This is a genomic window from Lysobacter sp. (genome assembly GCA_013141175.1).
Taxonomy (GTDB): Bacteria; Pseudomonadota; Gammaproteobacteria; order Xanthomonadales; family Xanthomonadaceae; genus Lysobacter_I.
The window spans coordinates 3,784,583-3,804,080 of record JABFRN010000001.1 but is presented as its reverse complement, the minus strand read 5'-3'; the positions used below and the strand labels follow the sequence as shown (position 1 = coordinate 3,804,080).

Below are 19,498 nucleotides of genomic sequence, written 5' to 3'. Positions count from 1 at the left end.
GGTAATCGACGCGGCGTGCAAGCAGGCTTTCAGAAGCCCTTGCAGACCTCCCATACCTCGGAATCGAGCTGGCTGAGCAGTTCGAAATTGCGCTTCAAACCGACGCGATCGAGCATTGCCTTGCGCTTCGCCTTGGCGGCCTGGCACGGCGTCGGGCCTGTGGCTCGACGCGTGCCGCCGGTACGAACGATCGTCGCCTTGCCGCTGGAATGATTGCGACGATCCATTTCCTTCTGGATCGCGGCAGTGCGCGACGCGATCGCCGGATCTTCCGACTTGGCCTCGTAATGGCGTATCGACGCAGTGCGCTGCTCGGGGGCGCAGGGCATGTTCTGATAACTCTTCCTGCCCTTGGCATCGATGCAGGCATGGATCTCCTGCGCGCTGGCCTGTGCTGCGGGCAGTAGACAGGCTGCGATCAACGCGAGCGTCGGCAGTCGAAGAAAAAGACGAAGTGGCATGGGCGATGTCCTCGGCGAAAGCCGTGTCGTGGCGAGGACTCCACAGTAAGGACCATGCCGCGGACGGTCTGCCGGTCATTTCCGACAAGCGCTGTCGGAAAACTCCGCATACGCCCATCAGGCAGGCGTCAGGAAATTTTCAACCCCGAAGCCACCCGGGCACCCAGCCAGACCAACGCAAGTCCAGCCACGAGCGTGATCGCGAGGTAGCCGAACATCAGCCCGCTGCGCTGCGACTTGGCGTACAGCAGGCATTCCAGCATCAGCGCCGAATACGTGGTCAACGCGCCGAGCACGCCGACGATCAGGAACGCACGCCAGTACAGCGCTGCCGGTCCGCGGCCTTCGAGCCAGATCGCGATGAAGCCGGCCGCGAACGAACCGACGAGATTGACCGTGAGCGTGCCCCACGGAAAGCCGCTGCCCATCTGTCGCAACAACACGCCGCCCAGCCAGAAACGCCCGACCGCACCGAGCGCGCCGCCCATCGCGACCAGCAGCAGTTGCTGCCACCACTGCGTGACCATCAGCCGATACTCCGAGTCGACGGGTTGCGGAAAACCACAGGAACGGCAATCACTCGGAAGCCCCGTCCGGTTCCGGCTTCGCCCGCCGTGCCTTGCTGCGTTCGGCGCGCAAACGATCGAGTTTGTCCTTGAGTTTGATTTCCAGCCCGCGCTCGACCGGATCGTAGTAGACCCGTTCGCCCATCGCATCGGGAAAACCGGTCTGCTCCAGCGCCACGCCGCCATCGGCATCGTGGTCGTAGCGATAATTCTTGCCGTAGCCGATCTGCTTCATCAATCTGGTCGGTGCATTGCGCAGATGCAGCGGCACGTCCTGGGTGCCGTACTCGACGACATCGCGCTTGGCCGCGCCGAACGCCTTGTACGCGGCGTTGGACTTTGCGGTGCTGGCGAGATAGATCGCCAATTGCGCCAGCGCGAGATCGCCCTCGGGACTGCCCAAGCGCTCGAACGTATCCCAGGCATCAATCGCCATCTGCAGCGCGCGCGGATCGGCCAGGCCGATGTCCTCCACCGCCATCCGGGTCATCCGTCGGGCGAGATACACCGGATCGCAGCCGCCGTCGAGCATCCGCGCCAGCCAGTACAGCGCCGCATCGGGATTCGAGCTGCGCACGGACTTGTGCAGCGCCGAAATCTGGTCGTAGAACTGCTCGCCGCCCTTGTCGAAACGCCGGGTGCGGTCGGCCAGCACCTGTTCGAGGATCGCGTCGGTGATCGTCCCTGCACGGTCGTCGTCATCGCCTGCCCCGCTCTCACCGGCAAGCTCGGCGGCGATTTCCAGCAGGGTCAGGCCACGACGCACATCGCCATCGGCAGCCGTCGCGATCAATTGCAATTGTTCCGTCGCGATGCGCAGGCCACGACCGCCCAACCCGTGTTCTTCATCGTCGAGCGCACGCTGCAGCGCGACCGCGATGTCGTCGGCCGACACCGCTTCCATCACGTGCACGCGGCAACGCGACAGCAGCGCCGAATTCAGCTCGAACGAAGGATTTTCGGTGGTGGCGCCGACGAACAGGATCGTGCCGCGCTCGATATGCGGCAGGAACGCATCCTGCTGCGTTTTGTTGAACCGATGCACCTCGTCGACGAAGAGCACCGTGCGCCGGCCATCGGCGAAACGATGCGCGGCTTCGGCCAGGACCAGCCGCACCTCGGGCAGCCCGGCGAGCACGGCCGAGATCGCCTTGAATTCGGCATCCGCGTATTGGGCCAGCAGCAGCGCAAGCGTGGTCTTGCCGCAGCCGGGTGGCCCCCACAGGATCATCGAATGCACATGGCCGGTTTCGATCGACTTCCGCAACGCCGTGCCGGGCGCCAGCAGCCGGCGCTGGCCGACCATGTCATCCAGCGCGTGCGGGCGCATGCGCTCGGCGAGCGGGCGCAGGGCGTCGCGATCCACGCTGAGCAGATCGGGCGCATCGTTGCGGGGAGGCGTACGCACACCCAAGAAAACACCTTTTGGCGAAGCCGGATGACCGTACAAGATACCAAGCCGGATCGCGTGCCGGCCAAGAAAACTTGCGTCGTGTGCGGCATCGGGACGGATCCGCCATCGATCGACGGCGGACAGCCCGAATGAGGCGGCCGGGCATCGTCATTTGCGAACGCTGTCACGTTCAAGGGTCGCCACAGCGGTTCATGGTGCTTGGCAGGTGGAGCCCGGACGCTGGCAACGGCACCTCGCACGGCAGAGATAGGATGCCTTGCCACCGCCCCACCGGTCGTCAGTGAAGAGGACCGGCGAGGGCTCGTCGCCCAGGAGGGGCGTCGGGTTCCTGGATCGAAAAACCCTCAACTTCAAAGGATGAACGCCATGAAGGCAAATGTATTGATATCGAGTCTCGCTGTTGCTGCAGTCGCCGCTGTCGGTGCCGTATCCCTGCAGGCCGTGCAACCCAAACCGGTTCCTGGTTATGCCGAAACCCTGTATGCGGACTACGCGCAGGCCTCGGGCCAGCAGGCCGCATTCGAGATCAGGATCCTCGATTCCGGACGTCTCAAACAACTGGAAGGCAGGTCGTTCGAACAGATCGTCGGTGCGCCGCGCTATCAGTTGGAAGCGGACGAAACGCCGTTGGCGCTGCGCAACGCGCGATTCAATGACAACCTGGCCGTGATCGATCGCCATGAACTCGACGCTGGCGTCGAAGGCTTCGATGCGGTCGGCTTGCCGGTCGATCTGGGTACTTATCGCCTGCTGGCGGTCAGCACATCGATCAAAGGCGTCGCACGCAAGCATCAGGCGATCGAAATGTGCTGGGAATCGCAGGGTCATTGCGTGGTGTTCGACCCCAGCATCGGGTTCCTCGATTCGATCGTGAACAACCAGAGGCTCGCCAAAGCCGTCGGCTACAAACCGTTGATCCAGTACGAGGAACGCCCGCGGGCGGCCGGCGACGTCAGCACGCAGGCGGTCTGCGCGCTGGCAAGCAATACCAACGCCATCGGCAAATCTCTGACTTGGGCAGCGTGGACGCAGCGTTACAAGAACGTATTCGGCGTGACCCTGGTCACCAAGAACCTCGGCGGGCAGCAAGCGGGTATCCGCTGCAACTCCAGCTGCAATCCGGCGCCATATGGCTACAGCAACAGTTCGAGCGGATCAGGAAGCCTGGGGTATAACGTTTCCTGCGACTGGGACCTCAACAGCGGCACCACCGGGCGCACCGGGCGCTGGGTGGCCGAAACCAAATGCGCCCACCGCTTTGCCGGCTCGGCATCCGCCCAAGTGACCCGCAGCGGATCGGGCTCAGGCGTGAGCCTGAGCTGGGACACCAATGGCGGCGTCGACGCCAACGGCGGCCGATATACCGATACTTGCGGCTACTTCTGAGCCAACGGTTATCGCAGCAACATGCAGTGCGGCCGGGGCTGTTCGACAGCCCCGGCCGTCTCGCCGGTTGATCTATCGAAGACTGGCCGGCGACGCCGGAGGTGGCGTGCCATCAAGCGTGTAGCTCACCCGCAACCATGCATCCTGTTCGCGATCGTAAAGCGCCTCGACCCGCGCGGGCGCGGTGCCGTCCATGCCGAAGTCGGCGATTCCGTCGGCATCGATGCGCAGATATCGCGTACCTGCTTCGATGGTGTCGATCCGATCCAACTGCAGCCGTACCTGCTGGTAGCCGAATTCCTTGCCGAGCATGCCGACCACGCGATCGTCGAGTTCGCGCACGAGTTTCGAGTCGTTCGGCAACGTACGTCCACCGGGGCCGACGGTGCCGATGCTGAGTTCGGGATAGCCGGCGCTTTCGAAAATCGCATCGTAGAGCGTGCTGAAACGGAAGCCGATCCAATCCTGCGCCGTGTCGATCTGCAGTTCGCCCTGCCCGCTGACCAGCCGGTCGCGCAGGCTGGTGACCTGCACATCGACATGTTTCAGCTTGATCTTCACCGGCCGGTCGCCGAGCTGTTCGGACAGTGCGCCTACCAGCGAGGCCGCGACCACGCCGTCGAGGGTCTCACGTTCGTGCGCAAGCGCATCTTTCGAGGATTGCGGGATCGGCGTCGCCGGCTTGGGGCCTGTCGCCAGTGCAGTCGCGGTCGCGAGGCACAGGGCCACAGCGAAGGGCCATGCGCAGAGCCGTGGAGTCGTCATGCCGCGACAAACGTGGAAAGCGGCCGGACGCGGACCGGCAACATCCGCCATCACTGGGCGCCCACCACATCCGCGCCTTTCGGCGGCGTGAAACGGAAGGTCTTGGCGCTGAACGCGGGATTGCGTTTCCACCCGGTGAAGCGGATGTCGGTGCGCTGGCCCAGCGCGTCGAGGATCTGCATGCGCGCGAGTCCGTTCTTGTCGAAGCCCAGCCGCGCATTCTGGAAGCCTGCGTTTTCGTCCTGCTTCGGCGTGAGTTCGAGCCATTCGAGACCGTCCTTGGGACCGGCATCCTTGACGTTGAAATCACGATCGAGCCGCTGCGGATCGATCAGCGCGGCAAGCGGACTGTTCTGCTCCTCCGCACCTTGCGGACGCACGCTGGCCTGCTTCAGATCGGGGTCGTACACCCAGACCTTCTTGCCATCGGCAACGATCAGCTGCGGATAGGGTTTGAGGTATTCCCAGCGGAACAAGCGTGGCGCGGACAGCGCGACCCGGCCGGATGAGGATTCCTTGCGTTTGCCCTTGCTGTCGAACACCTGCTGGCTGAATTGGCCATCGAGGCCTTTCAGGCCTTTGGTGAAGGTGTCGAGGGATTCGCGTCCGCCGGCATGGGCATTCACTCCGAACAGCAGCGCCGATACCAGGATGGGCATCGCCAGACGTCGAAAGACTCGGATCACAATAATGTCCCGGATGCGAAGTGGGCGCAGTTTAACAGGCCGTCTTTTCGACGCTTGCACCTGCGGATTCACCGGTGAGATCGGTTCAGGATCAGGCCACGTTCCTGCGGCAATCAAGCGCGATGCAATGCGATCGATAGTCCGGACGACAGGGTGGCGACGTGCATCCGGTCTTCAGTCACGATGCGATCAGGCACATTGCAGGATCGATCGCATCGATCACATTGCGCTTGCAGTCGAATCGGCTGCATCACAATGGAGGAGACCACATGAAAAACATCCACCGCATGGCTTGCCTTGCACTATGCGCGATCGGCGCGATCGCAGGCGCGGTCGTCGCCAAGCCACCATCGCCACCGCCGGCCCAACCTGCAGTGATCTATTACTTCACTGACGCCGCCCGCACCCAGTACGTCGGCAGGGATGTCGTGACCTGCGAAGGCCTGCGCTACCTGGAATGGGGCGTGCGCACACCCTATTCGGACACCGTGCCGAGGGACGACTGCGCAGCCTGAGCGCCTGATCCGTTGTAGCGTCATGGGCCCGCCGCGTCGCTTCGGCGACGCGGTCGGCTTTGCATCGACAGGTAAGCGCGGCGGCACCAGCGTTGTCGAATCGCGATCGAAAAAACCGAAAGTGCTGTGCGCACGACAGACGCCGACTCACCTCGGCGGCGGCGGCGCGATCACCGTACGGTCGCCGTTGTGTTCAGGCGGCGACACCACGCCCGCCGCCTCCATTGCTTCGACCAGCCGCGCGGCGCGGTTGTAGCCGATCTTCAGTCTGCGCTGCACGCCCGAGATCGACGCACGACGGCTTTCGGTGACGATCTTCACCGCTTCGTCGTACAGCGGATCGCTTTCGTCTCCGCCGCCACCGCCGGTTTCCGGCAGGCCGGTGGGGCCGACGACCACGCCATCGCCCATCGTCTGGATTTCCTCGAGCACGCCTTCGACGTAATCGGGCGCACCGCCGGTCTGCCTGAGGTGTTCGACCACGCGATGGACTTCCTCGTCGCTGACGAAGGCACCGTGGACGCGCTCGGGCAATGCGGTGCCGGGCGGCAGATAGAGCATGTCGCCGTGACCCAGCAGCGTTTCCGCGCCGGACTGGTCGAGGATCGTGCGCGAGTCGATCTTGCTCGATACCTGGAACGCGATGCGGGTCGGGATGTTCGCCTTGATCAGGCCGGTGATGACATCCACCGACGGCCGCTGTGTCGCCAGAATGAGATGGATGCCGGCGGCGCGCGCCTTCTGCGCCAGCCGGGCGATGAGTTCTTCGACCTTCTTGCCGACGATCATCATCATGTCGGCGAATTCGTCGATGAAGATGACGATGAAGGGCATCGGCTCCAGCGTGGGCGGCGCTTCCTGCAGCTCGGGATTCGGGCGGAACAGCGGGTCCAGCATCGGCTGGCCGGCGTCCTGCGCGTCCTTCACCTTCTTGTTGAAACCGGCGAGATTGCGCACGCCGACCGCACTCATCAACTTGTAGCGACGCTCCATCTCGGCCACGCACCAGCGCAACCCGTTCGCGGCTTCCTTCATGTCGGTGACGACCGGCGCCAGCAGATGCGGAATGCCCTGGTAGACGCTGAGCTCGAGCATCTTCGGGTCGATCATCAGCATCCGCAGCTCTTTCGCGCTGGCTTTGTACAGCAGCGACAGCACCATTGCGTTGACCGCCACGGATTTGCCCGAGCCGGTGGTGCCGGCGACCAGCAGATGCGGCATGCGCGCGAGGTCGGCGACCGTCGGCCGCCCGGCGATGTCCTTGCCCAGCGCCAGGGTCAGCGGACTCGCGGACTTGTCGTATTCCTTCGAGCGCAGCAGTTCGCTGAGATAGATCATCTCGCGCTTGGTGTTCGGCGTTTCCAGGCCGATCACCGACTTGCCCGGAATCACGTCGACCACGCGCACCGATTTCACGCTGAGCCCGCGGGCGATGTCCTTGTCGAGCGAGCTGATCTGGCTGACCTTCACGCCCGGCGCCGGTTCGATCTCGAAGCGGGTGATCACCGGCCCGGGATACGCACCGACCACCTGCGCCTCGATGCGGAAATCCTTGAGCTTGAATTCGATCTGGCGCGAGATCGTTTCCAGCGTGTCCTCGTCGTAGCCCTTGGGCTGCGGCTTGGGGTCGTCCAGCAGCGACAGCGGCGGGATGCCGGAACCATCGGCGACGTGGAACAGCGGAATCTGCTGCTCGCGCTTGGCGCGTTCGCTCTTTTCGACAACCGGCGCGGGCGGCGGCTCGATCTTCACCGGCTCGCGCTTGGCGCGCTTCTCGGTATCGACCTTGCGCACTTCCTCGCGCTCTTCGCGCATGGCCCGCGCCTGCTGCCACTCGGTCGCCTGCTGCGTGCCCTTGCGGAACAGGGGTGGAATCTTCAACGCCAGTGCGCCGATGCGGTCCATCACCGCCAACCACGACAGGCCGGTGGCCAGGGTGATCGAAATCAGCAGCAGCGCGATCAGGAACAGATTCACCCCGACCGGGCCGAAGCCGCGGAACAGCGAATCGCCGACCAGACGACCAAGGATGCCGCCCGCCCCCGCCGAAAAATCCGGGGCCGCACCGATCTTCACGTACAGCAGGCCGGTGGCCGCGACCAGAAAACCCACGATTCCGACCAGTCGCAGCGCCGGCCCCAGATCCGCATCGCCATCGCCGTCGCTGTCCATCCCGAACAGCGCGATCCAGGCGATCGCCCCGAGAATCAGCGGCAGCAGGAAAGCGACATAGCCGCACAGGTACAGCAGCACATCGGCCAGCCACGCGCCGACCCGACCGCCCGCGTTCTGCAGCGGCGCAGTCACGCTGCCGGAATGCGACCAGCCCGGATCGGCGGGCGAGAAGGTGAAGAGACAGACCAGCAGGTACAGCAGGAACGGCGCGATCATGATCAGCGCGATATCGCGCACCAGACGCTGCCGGAACGGACTCGCTTTGGGAGTCTCGCCCACGGCGGCGCGACGGGGTTTGCTGCTGCGGTCGGAAAGCTCGCGTGCCACCGTGTCCGGATACCTGAGAAAGTGCGTCTAGGGGGCTGATCTTACAGGCATCTTCGATGCTGCACGAGATGATTCGGCGGGACTACGGGCGGTATTTCCGGTGGCCTACAGGCTACGATGCACGGCTTATTCCTTCATTGCCACTTATGCGCCTCAACAAACACATCAGCGACACCGGCTACTGCTCGCGCCGGGAAGCCGATCGCCTGATCGGCGAAGGCCGGGTCACCGTCAACGGACAGCGCGGCCGGGTCGGGTCCGAGGTCGGCGAAGGCGATGCCGTCCAGATCGACGGCCAGGCGCTGAAAACGCGGACCGCCGCCAAGGGTCAGCGCCGGCACGTCTACATCGCGTTGAACAAGCCGGTGGGCGTGACCAGCACCACCGAAGCGGACGTGCAGGACAACATCGTCGATCTCGTCGATCACCAGCAGCGGATCTTCCCGATCGGCCGGCTCGACAAGGATTCGGAGGGGTTGATCCTGCTGACCAGCAACGGCGATATCGTCAATGCGATCCTGCGCGCCGAAAACAAGCTGGAGAAGGAATATCTGGTGGTGGTGAACCGTCAGGTCACCGACGAGTTCCTGCGCGGAATGAGCCGTGGCGTGCCGATCCACGGCGAGACCACCCTGCCCTGCAAGACCGGCAAACTCGGGCACAGCGGGTTCCGGATCGTGCTGGTGCAGGGCCTGAACCGGCAGATCCGCCTGATGGCGGCGCACTTCGGCCTGCGGGTGAAGCAATTGCTGCGGGTGCGGATCGGCAACATCAAGCTCGGGCATCTGAAGCCCGGCCAGTGGCGCAATCTCACCGACGCCGAACTGCGCGGGCTGCTGCCCGGCCACGACGACTGGTAAGCGAACCACACCCGATAGCGATACAGCGTTCCGCGCACGGCATCGACCGTGCCGGCCGCACGCCTTGATTCGACCCGCGTTGTCTACAATGTCAGACAGCTCGCCCGGACCGGTTCCGGGCCGTTCTTTCTTCCGATCCCGAGACCCCATGAGCACTTCCAAGCATACCCAGCTGGTCATCCTCGGCTCCGGCCCCGCTGGCTGGACCGCCGCCGTTTACGCCGCGCGCGCCAATCTCAAGCCGGTGGTGATCACCGGGCTGCAGATGGGCGGGCAACTGATGACCACCACCGAAGTCGACAACTGGCCGGGCGATGCCCACGGCCTGATGGGCCCGGATCTGATGACGCGGATGCAGGCGCACGCCGAGCGTTTCGATACCGAAGTGATCTTCGACCACATCCATACCGCCGACCTGTCGCAGCGCCCGTTCCGTCTCAAGGGCGACAGCGGCGAATACACCTGCGACGCGGTGATCATCGCCACTGGCGCCACAGCCAAGTATCTGGGCATCCCATCCGAGGAAGCGTTCAAGGGCCGCGGCGTGTCCGCCTGCGCCACCTGCGACGGCTTCTTCTACAAGAATCAGGACGTGGCCGTGATCGGCGGCGGCAATACCGCAGTCGAAGAAGCGCTGTATCTGTCGAACATCGCCCGCAAGGTTTATCTCGTGCATCGCCGCGACACCCTGCGCGCCGAGAAGATCATGCAGGACAAACTGTTCGCGAAGGTACAGGCCGGCAAGATCGAAACCGTCTGGCATCACACCGTCGACGAGGTGCTGGGCGACGATGCCGGCGTCACCGGCATGCGCGTGAAGTCGATGCTGGACGGCAGCACCCGCGATATCGCGGTCAACGGGTTCTTCGTCGCCATCGGCCACACCCCGAACACCACGCTGTTCGAAGGCCAGCTGGCGATGAAGAACGGTTACCTGACCATCCAGACCGGCCTCGACGGCAACGCCACCCAGACTTCGGTCCCGGGCGTGTTCGCCGCCGGCGATGTCGCCGACCAGGTCTATCGCCAGGCGATCACTTCGGCCGGTTTCGGCTGCATGGCCGCACTCGACGCCGAGCGCTTCCTGGACAAGGAAGGCTGAGCGGCCATGCTGCGGATCAGTGCGGATTTCGACGATCTCGATCTCGCGCTGGTCCATGGTTTCCTGTCCGGCGAGTCCTACTGGGCCGCCGGCATCCCGCGCGAGACGCTGGAACGCGCGTTGCGGCACTCGATCTGCTTCAGTGGCCATCTCGATGACCACCAGGTCGCTTTCGCACGCGCGATCACCGATCAGGCGACGTTCGCCTACCTCGCCGATGTCTTCGTGCTGCCACAGTACCGTGGCCGCGGCTATGGTCGCGCCATCGTCGAAGCGCTGATGGCCGACCCGCGCCTGCAGAGACTGCGCCGCTGGCATCTCGTCACCCGCGACATGCAGCCGCTCTATGCAAAGCTCGGCTTCACGACACTGTCGCAGCCGGAGCGGCATATGCAGATGCACGATCCGGATGTCTATCGTTTGCCGCCGCGGGAATGATCGTTCGCCTGCTGTCCTCGCTCGGCGCGCTGCCTGCCGCGGCATGGGATGCGCTGCACGCGGATTGCCATCCGTTCGTGAGTCACGCATTTCTCTCCGGACTTGAGCAGCACGGCTGCCTGCGCGAGGACTGGGGCTGGACGCCGCGTCACCTCATGCTCTGGGACAACGACACGCTGATCGCAGCGGCCCCCGGATATCTGAAAGCGAACTCGCACGGCGAATTCGTGTTCGACCACGCCTGGGCGCGCGCGTATGCGCACTACGGGCGCGACTACTATCCGAAGTGGCTGTGCGCGGTGCCCTATTCGCCGGTGACCGGGCCTCGGCTGCTCGCGCGCGACCCCGGTGCGCGTGGACAGCTGCTCGCGGCGATCATCGAAATGACCCGTCAGACAGGCTGTTCCTCCGCGCATATCAACTTTCCCGACGAACGTGATGATGCGGCCTGTGACGACAGCGCCGACTGGCTGCAGCGCATCGATGTGCAATACCACTGGCGCAACGCCGCCGGGTGGCGGTGTTTCGACGATTTCCTCGGCGCGATGGATCACAAACATCGCAAGAACATCCGCCAGGAGCGCGCCAAGGCCTCGCGCAGCGGCGCGACCTTCCGCATCGTCCACGGCGATGAAGCCAGCGAGGCGGATCTGGCGGCGATGCACGGGTTCTATCTGCGGACCTTCGCCGATTACGGCAACTCGCCTGCACTGACGCTCGCGTTCCTGCGTCATCTGGCGCGGACGATGCCGCGGCAACTGGTCTTGATCCTCGCCGATCACGAAGGCGACACCATCGCCGGCGCGTTGTGCCTGCGCGGCGGCGACACCCTGTATGGCCGCTACTGGGGTGCGGTGCGCACCCTGCCCGGCCTGCATTTCGAAACCTGCTACTACCAAGGGATCGATTACTGCCTGCGCGAAGGCCTGACCCGGTTCGAGCCCGGCGCGCAGGGCGAGCACAAGATCGATCGCGGCTTTCTGCCAGCGTTCGTGCGCAGCCGGCACTGGATAGCCGATCCCGGTTTCGCCGCGCCGCTGGCGCGCTGGTGCGAAGAAGAAGCGGTCGAAGTGCGGCGCTATGCCGCGCAGCTCTCGACTCACTCCCCGTTCCGAGCGGCTCCGGAAGACTCGCGATGAGCTTGCGTCTTCCGTGGCTGTCCTCCGATCCGTCTTCGCTCTTTCCGCCGGTTCAGGCCGCGCTGCGCGATCCCGATGGTTTGCTGGCTGCAGGTGGCGACCTCCACCCGGAGCGTCTGCTCAACGCTTACCGCCATGGCATCTTCCCCTGGTATTCCAACGATCAGCCGATCCTGTGGTGGTCGCCGGATCCACGCACCGTGTTCCGTACCGATGGCGTCCATCTTTCGCGCCGCTTTCGCAGGCAGTTGCGGAACAGCGGCTGGGTCGCACGGGCCGATACCGCGTTCGCCGACATCATCGATGCCTGCGCATCCATGCCCCGGCCGGGGCAGAACGGCACATGGATTACGGATGAGATGCGCGAGGCCTATCTCGCCCTGCATCGACTCGGGCATGCGCACAGCGTCGAGGTATTCGATGGCGATGGCGGTCTGGTCGGCGGTGTCTATGGGGTCGCCGTCGGCCGCATGTTCTTCGGCGAAAGCATGGTCAGCCTGGCGTCCGGCGGCTCGAAGGCGGCGCTCGCCGTTCTTGCCGGGCAGTTGCACGATTGGGAATGGGGCCTGATCGATGCCCAGGTCGAAAACCCGCATCTGCTGCGCAGCGGCGCCGAAACATGGCCCCGCGATCGTTTTCTGGCCGAAGTCGCTGCACGGATCGCCGAATCCGGTCGAATCGGTCCCTGGACAGCCGCGTTCGGCACGCTGCCGCTATGCGATCTGGCGTACGGCTAACGCTTTCTTTGCGATTGGTGCCGTTGCGTGGCAGAATGTGCGGCTTCGTTGGGCCTTTGTGCCCGACCTCAACGGCAGCCCAAGGCGCATGGCGAAAGACGACGTCATTGAATTTGAAGGTACGGTCTCCGAGACCCTCCCGAACACGATGTTCCGGGTGAAGCTCGAGAACGGCCACGAGATCATCGCCCACATCTCCGGGCGCATGCGCAAGAACTACATCCGCATTCTCACCGGCGACAAGGTCAAGGTCGAAATGACCCCATACGACCTGACCAAGGGACGAATCACCTACCGCATGAAGTAATTCGTGCAATGCATTGAAAAACAAGGCGGCCAATGGCCGCCTTGTCGCTTTCAGAGCCTGCAGCGGCCTTAGACGACGGTCGCAGGCAAGAGCTTTTCCAGCTCGGCCTGCGCCTCGACGACCAGTTCGTCGTCCCGGACATCGATCGCGACCCGTCCGCCGCCCATCAATTTGCCGAACAGCAGCTCGTCCGCGAGCGGGCGCTTGACCTTGTCCTGGATGACCCGCGACATCGGGCGGGCCCCCATCAGCGGGTCGAAGCCATGCTCGGCCAACCAGTCGCGCGCGGCCGGCGTCGCCGACAGCGACACGTTCTTCTCGTGCAGCAGCGCTTCCAACTCGATCAGGAACTTGTCGACCACGCGCAGGATGTGATCGAAGCCCAGGGCCTGGAACTGCACCACCGCATCGAGCCGGTTGCGGAACTCGGGGCTGAAACTCCGGCGGATGATCTCCATCGCGTCGGTGCTGTGGTCCTGCTTGGTGAAACCGATGGAACGACGGGCCGCGTGGGCAGCGCCGGCATTGGTGGTCATCACCACGATCACGTTGCGGAAATTGGCCTCGCGGCCGTTGGTGTCGGTCAGTACGCCGCGGTCCATGACCTGCAGCAGGATGTTGAAAATGTCCGGATGCGCCTTCTCGACTTCGTCGAGCAGCAGCACGCAGTGCGGTGTCTTCACCATCTTCTCGGTCAACAGGCCGCCCTGGTCGAAGCCGACATAGCCAGGGGGGGCGCCGATCAGGCGACTCACCGAATGCGGCTCCATGTATTCGCTCATGTCGAAGCGGACCAGCTCGATGCCCAGCTGCAGCGCGAGTTGGCGGGTCACCTCGGTCTTGCCCACGCCGGTCGGACCCGCGAACAGGAAGCTGCCGATCGGTTTGTCGGGATTGCCCAGCCCCGAGCGCGCGAGCTTGATCGCGGAGGTGAGGGTTTCGATCGCAGGATCCTGGCCGAAGATCACCATCTTCAGATTGCGTTCGAGATGCTGCAGCACGTCCTTGTCGGAAGCGCTGACCTGCTTGGCCGGGATCCGCGCCATCTTGGCGATGATGATCTCGACTTCCTCGACGTCGATCCGGCTCTTGCGCAGTTCCGGCGCCAGCAACTGCTGGCGCGCACCGGCTTCGTCGATCACGTCGATCGCCTTGTCCGGCAGCAGCCGGTCGTGGATGTGCTTGACCGACAGGTCGACCGCCGCCTGGATGGCGTCGTCGGCATAGCTGACGTTGTGGTGCGCCTCGTACTTCGAGCGCAACCCGCGCAGGATCTCGACCGCTTCGCCGATGGTCGGTTCGACCACGTCGATCTTCTGGAAGCGACGCGCAAGCGCGCGATCCTTCTCGAAGATGCCCCGATATTCCTGGAACGTGGTCGAGCCGATGCAGCGCAGCTCGCCGGAGGCCAGCGCCGGCTTGATCAGATTGCTGGCATCCATGGTGCCGCCGCTGGCCGATCCCGCACCGATGATGGTGTGGATTTCGTCGATGAACAGCACCGCCTGCGGGATCTTCTTCAACGCCGCGAGCACCGATTTCAGGCGCTTCTCGAAATCGCCGCGATACTTGGTGCCGGCGACCAGCGCACCGAGGTCCAGCGAGAAAATCGTGGCGCCGGACAGGACTTCAGGCACCTCGTCGTCGACGATCCGGCGTGCGAGTCCCTCGGCGAGTGCGGTCTTGCCCACGCCGGCTTCGCCGACGTAAAGCGGGTTGTTCTTGCGTCGGCGGCACAGCACCTGGATCGTGCGTTCGACTTCCTCGGCGCGGCCGATGAGCGGATCGATCTTGCCCTCGCGGGCCAACGCGTTGAGGTTGATGGTGAACTCGGCCAGGGGATCGTTCTTGCCCTCCCCCGCTTCGGTGTCGCTGCTGGGCTCGATCGCGTCCTGACTGCTCGACTCGGTGCCTTCACCGGTCTTGGCGATCCCGTGCGACAGGAAATTGACGACATCCAACCGGGCGATGCCCTGCTGGTTGAGGTAGTAGACGGCGTACGAGTCTTTCTCGCCGAAGATCGCGACCAGCACGTTGGCGCCGGTGACTTCGCTCTTGCCGGAGGATTGCACGTGGTAGACCGCGCGCTGGAGGACGCGTTGGAAGCCCAATGTCGCCTGGGTATCGCGGACATCGTCCTCGGCCAACATGGCGACCGAGGTGGCGATGGCCTGCTCCAGATCGCCGCGCAGCCGCATGAAATCGGCGTTGCAGGCTTTGAGCACGGTTTCGGCGGAGGGGTTGTCGAGCAACGCCAGGAGCAGGTGCTCGACGGTCATGTACTCGTGTCGCGCCTCACGGGCATGCTTGTAGCACTGACCGATGGCGTATTCGAGATCTTTACTGAACATGGTCGCACTACCCTCCGAGAAGTTCTGCCGGTCGGGGCCAACTGTGCCTTGGTAGGTCACAACAGGCCCCGGAAGTTTCAGGATGGGTTGCGCCATCCCAATGCGGAATACCGAGGAGCTGGAACACTGCGTCGTACCGAAGCGCTTACTGACGGCCTGCGGATGCTTCGGTCGTGCGATCCATGCCGCATGAAGATGCGCTCAACACATGGACAGATGCAAGTTCCGCGCCATGCGTGTCAACGATACCAGCCCACGGGCGAGGAGTTGGGGGTGGACTCAGGCTTTTTCCATGGTGCACAGCAAGGGATGCTGATTGAGGCGCGCGTATTCGTTCACCTGCGCCACCTTGGACTCCGCGATCTCGCGGGTGAAAACACCGCAGACGCCACGGCCGCGGGTGTGCACATGCAGCATGACCTGCGTGGCCTTTTCGAGGTTCATGCTGAAGAAACGCATCAGCACCTCGACCACGAAATCCATCGGCGTGTAATCGTCATTCAGGATCATGACCGAATACAACGGCGGACGCGCCAGCTCGGGTTTGCTGGTCTCGACGGCGACGCCGTGATCGTGCTCATGCTCGTGCTGGTTGGCCATCCGGGAATTATACGGGGCCGTTCAGGGGCAGTGATGCTTTGAAGCCGATGCGCGATCGCGCACGCCGCCCTGTGTTCGCTCCCGCCCCGGCATCGTGCCGGGGCGGGAGCGGTGTGTTCTCAATACCATTGGCCATCGATTTTGATGCAGCCGGGCGTACCGACCCGATTGCAGACATGGCGCGAGCGGGTCGCAAGCTCGCCGCTCCAGCAGATGACCTTCAGTGTCACGACCCGTTCCGGGCCGTCCAGGAAGGTATGGGTCGCCAGCGGGTTGCCGGTCAACAGCGTCGAGCCGTCATCGAAGTCCCACTGGTACTTCCAGATGAACGATCCGGTGCAGCTCGACGGGCTGGAGACGGGCCGACTGGCGTCGAAGTTGCAGGCGTACTGGGTATGGGCGACGTTCCACGCGCATGCCCCCTGGAAATTCGCGGTTGCGGCGGCGCGGGCATCGAGGGGTACGCCCATTGCAAGTGCAAGTCCACAGGTCAACAACATGCCGCGGTTGGCGATCGTTCTCATGGCAGAGCTCCTGTTCGTGATGGGGCCGTCTCCCCAGGACGGTCCAGAAATCCCCGTGCTCACGCTAGAGCAGGCCAGTCGCGCGCTGAAGGTCACCGGACGGCTCGGCAAGACGCGCACACATAGCGGGCCGGCTCGGTATCCGTGGCGACGATCGGTGGCGACGATCGGTGGCGACCGCCTGGAAGCGGCCATACCCGCACGGCCCCTTTCGTACCGTGGACGAGGGCCGGTCCGCCGGAACACAATGCCGGACCGCAACGGTTATTCCGACCGTTCAGTCCAAGGGGAATCGCCCATGTCGTCATCCGTTCGCGCCGCGCTCGTCGGCTCCTTGTTCCTCGCCAGTGCGTTCGCGCCGGCTGTACAGGCCGAGGATGGCTCGGTCAAATCCCGGCTGGATGCCCGCGGCGTCAAGTACACCGTCGACAACGACGGCGATTTCAAGGTCACCTACAACTATTCCAAGGAAAAACGCACCCAACTGGTGTTCGTCAGCGGCAACACCGAGAGCGTTGGCGGCTTCAGCATCCGCGAGATCTTCTCGCCGGCGGCGCGGGTCGAGAAAGACGGCGTCAACGGTGCCAAGGCACTCGAACTGTTGGGCGAAAGCCGCAAGAACAAGCTCGGTGGCTGGGAACTGAGCGGCGACGTGCTGTATTTCGTGATCAAGCTTCCGGACAGCATGGACGCCGCCCAGATGGAGTCGGCGATGGATATCGCCGCGGAGACCGCAGACGATATGGAAATCAAGTTCAGCGGCGACCGGGACGACCTGTGATCGTTGCCCGCATGGCGACGGATCCTGGCGCATGACCTATCGCGAAGGTCGCTTCTGGCAACCGGACGTCACCGTGGCCACGGTCGTGGTCGCGGACGGTCGCCTGCTGTGCGTCGAGGAACGGGTCGGCGGCAGGCTGGTCATCAATCAGCCTGCCGGCCACCTTGAACCCGACGAGAGCCTGCTGGAGGCCGCCCTGCGCGAGACCCGGGAAGAAACCGGTTGGGACGTGCGCCTGACCGCGTTTCTGGGCGCGTATCAATGGAAAGCCCCCGAGACCGGGCGTCATTACCTGCGCTTCGCCTTCGCTGCCGAACCGGAACGCCACGACCCGACGCGACCGCTCGACGAAGGCATCGTCCAAGCGCTTTGGCTCACGCCGGACGAACTGCTGGCGGCGCGCGAACATCACCGCAGTCCGCTGGTCTGGCAGGTCGTCGCGGATCACCTCGCCGGTCGCCGGTCGCCGTTGACGGTGCTGCAGCACCTGTGAGCCGCACGTCGTGAGTGCGACCCTCGGCTCGCCCAAAAAGACCCCGCCCAGGATCATCGTTGGCATGTCCGGCGGCGTCGACTCCTCCGTGGCGGCGCTGTTGTTGCGAAACCAGGCCGTCGCCGACCCGTCGCTATCGGTCGCGGGCCTGTTCATGCGCAACTGGGCCGACGACGGCAGCGGCGATTGTCGCGCCGAGGACGACCGTCGCGACGCCGTGGCGGTCTGCGGCCGGTTGGGGCTGCCGATCCATTTCCGCGATTTCTCCAGCGAATACTGGTCGGGCGTGTTCGAGCATTTCCTCGCCGAATACGCCGCCGGGCGCACGCCGAATCCGGACGTGCTGTGCAACCGCGAGATCAAGTTCAAGCATTTCCTCGACGCCGCGCGCGAACTCGGCGCCGAATTCATCGCCACCGGCCACTATGCCCGGGTGCGCGAACACGAGGGCGGATGGCAGCTCTTGCGCGCCGCCGACCGCAGCAAGGACCAGAGCTATTTCCTGCACCAGCTCGGCCGGGCGCAATTGATGGCCACGCTTTTCCCGTTGGGCGATCTGATCAAGACCGATGTGCGCCGGATGGCGGCCGAGGCCGGCCTGCCGACCGCTGCGAAAAAAGACTCGACCGGCATCTGTTTCATCGGCGAACGCGACTTCCGCGAATTCCTCTCGCAATACCTGCCCGCGAAGCAAGGGCCGATGGTGACGCCCGACGGCCGCCAGGTCGGCGAGCATCCGGGCGTGTTCTATTTCACGCTCGGCCAGCGCGAAGGCCTGCAGATCGGCGGCGTGCGCGGTTTCGCCGCAGCACCGTGGTTCGTGGTCGGCAAGCGCGTGCGCGACAACACCCTGATCGTCGATCAGGGCACCGACTCGCCCTATCTCATGTCGAGCCGGCTGTGGACCGAGCCCGCTCACTGGATTTCCGGCGTGCCGCCCGCTGCACGCTTCACCTGCACGGCGCAGACCCGCTATCGTCAGCACGACGAAGCCTGCGAGGTCGAGCTGCGGGCCGACGGCACATTGGCTGTCGTGTTCGCATGCCCGCAGCGCGCAGTCACGCCCGGGCAGTCCCTGGTGCTGTACAAGGGGGAGGTCTGCCTCGGCGGCGCGGTCATCGCAGCCACCGATGCGCCACTGGAACAACACATCGCCGATCCGACATCACCGCAGACGCCACGCCTGCAGCTCATCGCGGCTGAAGCCGCTCCTACGAAAAGCTGACCGAACATGACCATGGATGTACGCTCCCGAGTCCTCGCCCTTGCCGGCATGCTGCAGGCGCTGAAGCTGGTGCGGCAGATCGCCGACACCGGTCACGCCGATGGCGAAGGCGAACGCAATGCGCTCGACAGCGTGTTCCGTATCGACGCCGCGTCGGCCGATGCGGTGTACGGCAATGCACGATCCCTGCGTGGCGGTCTGCTGCTGTTGCGCGATTACTTCACCGACCGCAGCGGCGACCAGGCGTTGCCGAAACTCGGCATGTCGGTCCTGCAGATCGAACGACGCTTCGTCGCCGACGACGCGGTGGCCCGGCAGGTGCTCGATGGCATCCGCACGCTCGAAAGCATCGCCGAGCGCCAGGGCAGCATCCATCCGGACGTGATCTCGAAGCTCGGCCAACTTTATGCCGACACCGTCAGCCATCTGCGCCCGAAGGTCATCGTCCAGGGCAACCCGCACTATCTGCAGCAGGCGGACGTGGTCGCCGAGATCCGCGCCCTGCTCCTCGCCGCGTTGCGCTCGGCGGTGCTGTGGCGGCAGATGGGCGGCACGATGTGGGATTTCGTGCTGCGCAAGCGGGCGATGATGGCGGCGATCGAAGAGGAGCTGGATTGATTCGGAAAATCCTGCGCCACACAGCGAA

At 64.4% G+C, this 19,498-nt stretch carries 21 protein-coding genes; 12 read left to right on the top strand and 9 right to left on the bottom strand.

Going from position 1 to position 19,498, the window contains the following annotated elements; translation table 11 throughout:
- Positions 1-29: 29 nt before the first annotated feature.
- From HOP03_16755 to HOP03_16745, 3 genes are all read right to left on the bottom strand, one after another.
- Complete coding sequence (locus HOP03_16755; protein NOT89808.1) at positions 30-461, bottom strand: DUF4124 domain-containing protein; 432 nt, start codon at positions 459-461, stop codon at positions 30-32.
- 128 nt (positions 462-589) lie between these two features.
- Positions 590-988 (bottom strand): fluoride efflux transporter CrcB, encoded by a 399-nt coding sequence (gene crcB / locus HOP03_16750; GenBank protein ID NOT89807.1) that lies wholly within the window; start codon positions 986-988, stop codon positions 590-592.
- Between the two features lie 49 nt (positions 989-1,037).
- The gene (locus tag HOP03_16745; protein NOT89806.1) at positions 1,038-2,357 is read right to left on the bottom strand and encodes a replication-associated recombination protein A; all 1,320 of its coding nucleotides are present in this window, start codon (positions 2,355-2,357) and stop codon (positions 1,038-1,040) included.
- Positions 2,358-2,807: 450 nt separating this feature from the next.
- Here HOP03_16745 and HOP03_16740 point away from each other — a divergent pair, with 450 nt between their 5' ends.
- A complete protein-coding gene (locus HOP03_16740; protein NOT89805.1) occupies positions 2,808-3,827 on the top strand; it encodes a hypothetical protein in 1,020 nt (339 codons plus the stop codon).
- A gap of 72 nt (positions 3,828-3,899) precedes the next feature.
- Here the strand turns inward: HOP03_16740 and HOP03_16735 are convergent, their stop codons facing one another.
- Together HOP03_16735 and lolA are read right to left on the bottom strand one after the other, a co-directional pair.
- On the bottom strand, positions 3,900-4,592 hold the full coding sequence (locus HOP03_16735; GenBank protein NOT89804.1) for a hypothetical protein: 693 nt from the start codon (positions 4,590-4,592) through the stop codon (positions 3,900-3,902).
- Between the two features lie 50 nt (positions 4,593-4,642).
- The gene (lolA, locus tag HOP03_16730; protein NOT89803.1) at positions 4,643-5,251 is read right to left on the bottom strand and encodes an outer membrane lipoprotein chaperone LolA; all 609 of its coding nucleotides are present in this window, start codon (positions 5,249-5,251) and stop codon (positions 4,643-4,645) included.
- A gap of 296 nt (positions 5,252-5,547) precedes the next feature.
- On the opposite strand from lolA, the gene HOP03_16725 reads away from it, so the two are divergent.
- Positions 5,548-5,793, top strand: coding sequence for a hypothetical protein (locus tag HOP03_16725; GenBank protein ID NOT89802.1), 246 nt, complete (start codon positions 5,548-5,550; stop codon positions 5,791-5,793).
- A 147-nt stretch (positions 5,794-5,940) separates the two neighbouring features.
- On the opposite strand, the gene HOP03_16720 is transcribed toward HOP03_16725, so the two are convergent.
- A complete protein-coding gene (locus HOP03_16720; protein ID NOT89801.1) occupies positions 5,941-8,295 on the bottom strand; it encodes a cell division protein FtsK in 2,355 nt (784 codons plus the stop codon).
- 146 nt (positions 8,296-8,441) lie between these two features.
- On the opposite strand from HOP03_16720, the gene HOP03_16715 reads away from it, so the two are divergent.
- From HOP03_16715 to infA, 6 genes are all read left to right on the top strand, one after another.
- On the top strand, positions 8,442-9,155 hold the full coding sequence (locus tag HOP03_16715; GenBank protein NOT89800.1) for a pseudouridine synthase: 714 nt from the start codon (positions 8,442-8,444) through the stop codon (positions 9,153-9,155).
- A 148-nt stretch (positions 9,156-9,303) separates the two neighbouring features.
- Positions 9,304-10,257: a thioredoxin-disulfide reductase gene (gene trxB, locus HOP03_16710; GenBank protein ID NOT89799.1), complete on the top strand. Its 954-nt coding sequence runs from the start codon at positions 9,304-9,306 to the stop codon at positions 10,255-10,257.
- Between the two features lie 6 nt (positions 10,258-10,263).
- Positions 10,264-10,695, top strand: coding sequence for a GNAT family N-acetyltransferase (locus HOP03_16705; protein NOT89798.1), 432 nt, complete (start codon positions 10,264-10,266; stop codon positions 10,693-10,695).
- Entirely contained in the window at positions 10,692-11,834 is a 1,143-nt protein-coding gene (locus HOP03_16700) for an N-acetyltransferase (GenBank protein ID NOT89797.1), read from the top strand. Before HOP03_16705 ends, HOP03_16700 begins: the two co-directional genes overlap by 4 nt.
- A complete protein-coding gene (locus tag HOP03_16695) occupies positions 11,831-12,571 on the top strand; it encodes a leucyl/phenylalanyl-tRNA--protein transferase (protein ID NOT89796.1) in 741 nt (246 codons plus the stop codon). Before HOP03_16700 ends, HOP03_16695 begins: the two co-directional genes overlap by 4 nt.
- Before the next feature lie 88 nt (positions 12,572-12,659).
- Complete coding sequence (gene infA / locus HOP03_16690) at positions 12,660-12,878, top strand: translation initiation factor IF-1 (protein ID NOT89795.1); 219 nt, start codon at positions 12,660-12,662, stop codon at positions 12,876-12,878.
- A 68-nt stretch (positions 12,879-12,946) separates the two neighbouring features.
- Here infA and clpA read toward each other — a convergent pair whose 3' ends face one another.
- From clpA to HOP03_16675, 3 genes are all read right to left on the bottom strand, one after another.
- A complete protein-coding gene (gene clpA / locus HOP03_16685; protein ID NOT89794.1) occupies positions 12,947-15,229 on the bottom strand; it encodes an ATP-dependent Clp protease ATP-binding subunit ClpA in 2,283 nt (760 codons plus the stop codon).
- A gap of 279 nt (positions 15,230-15,508) precedes the next feature.
- Positions 15,509-15,829 carry an ATP-dependent Clp protease adapter ClpS gene (clpS, locus tag HOP03_16680; GenBank protein NOT89793.1) on the bottom strand — a complete coding sequence of 107 codons (321 nt, stop codon included), beginning with the start codon at positions 15,827-15,829 and terminating at the stop codon, positions 15,509-15,511.
- A 119-nt stretch (positions 15,830-15,948) separates the two neighbouring features.
- Positions 15,949-16,353, bottom strand: coding sequence for a hypothetical protein (locus HOP03_16675; protein NOT89792.1), 405 nt, complete (start codon positions 16,351-16,353; stop codon positions 15,949-15,951).
- Between HOP03_16675 and HOP03_16670 the strand changes: the two genes are divergently transcribed.
- From HOP03_16670 to HOP03_16655, 4 genes are all read left to right on the top strand, one after another.
- Positions 16,352-17,134, top strand: a complete 783-nt coding sequence (locus HOP03_16670; protein NOT89791.1) for a hypothetical protein — start codon at positions 16,352-16,354, stop codon at positions 17,132-17,134. The genes HOP03_16675 and HOP03_16670 overlap by 2 nt on opposite strands.
- A gap of 31 nt (positions 17,135-17,165) precedes the next feature.
- A complete protein-coding gene (locus tag HOP03_16665) occupies positions 17,166-17,627 on the top strand; it encodes an NUDIX hydrolase (protein NOT89790.1) in 462 nt (153 codons plus the stop codon).
- Between the two features lie 64 nt (positions 17,628-17,691).
- Positions 17,692-18,852: a tRNA 2-thiouridine(34) synthase MnmA gene (gene mnmA / locus HOP03_16660; GenBank protein ID NOT89789.1), complete on the top strand. Its 1,161-nt coding sequence runs from the start codon at positions 17,692-17,694 to the stop codon at positions 18,850-18,852.
- Positions 18,853-18,858: 6 nt separating this feature from the next.
- Entirely contained in the window at positions 18,859-19,470 is a 612-nt protein-coding gene (locus tag HOP03_16655; GenBank protein NOT89788.1) for a DUF489 family protein, read from the top strand.
- The last annotated feature ends 28 nt before the right edge of the window (positions 19,471-19,498 follow it).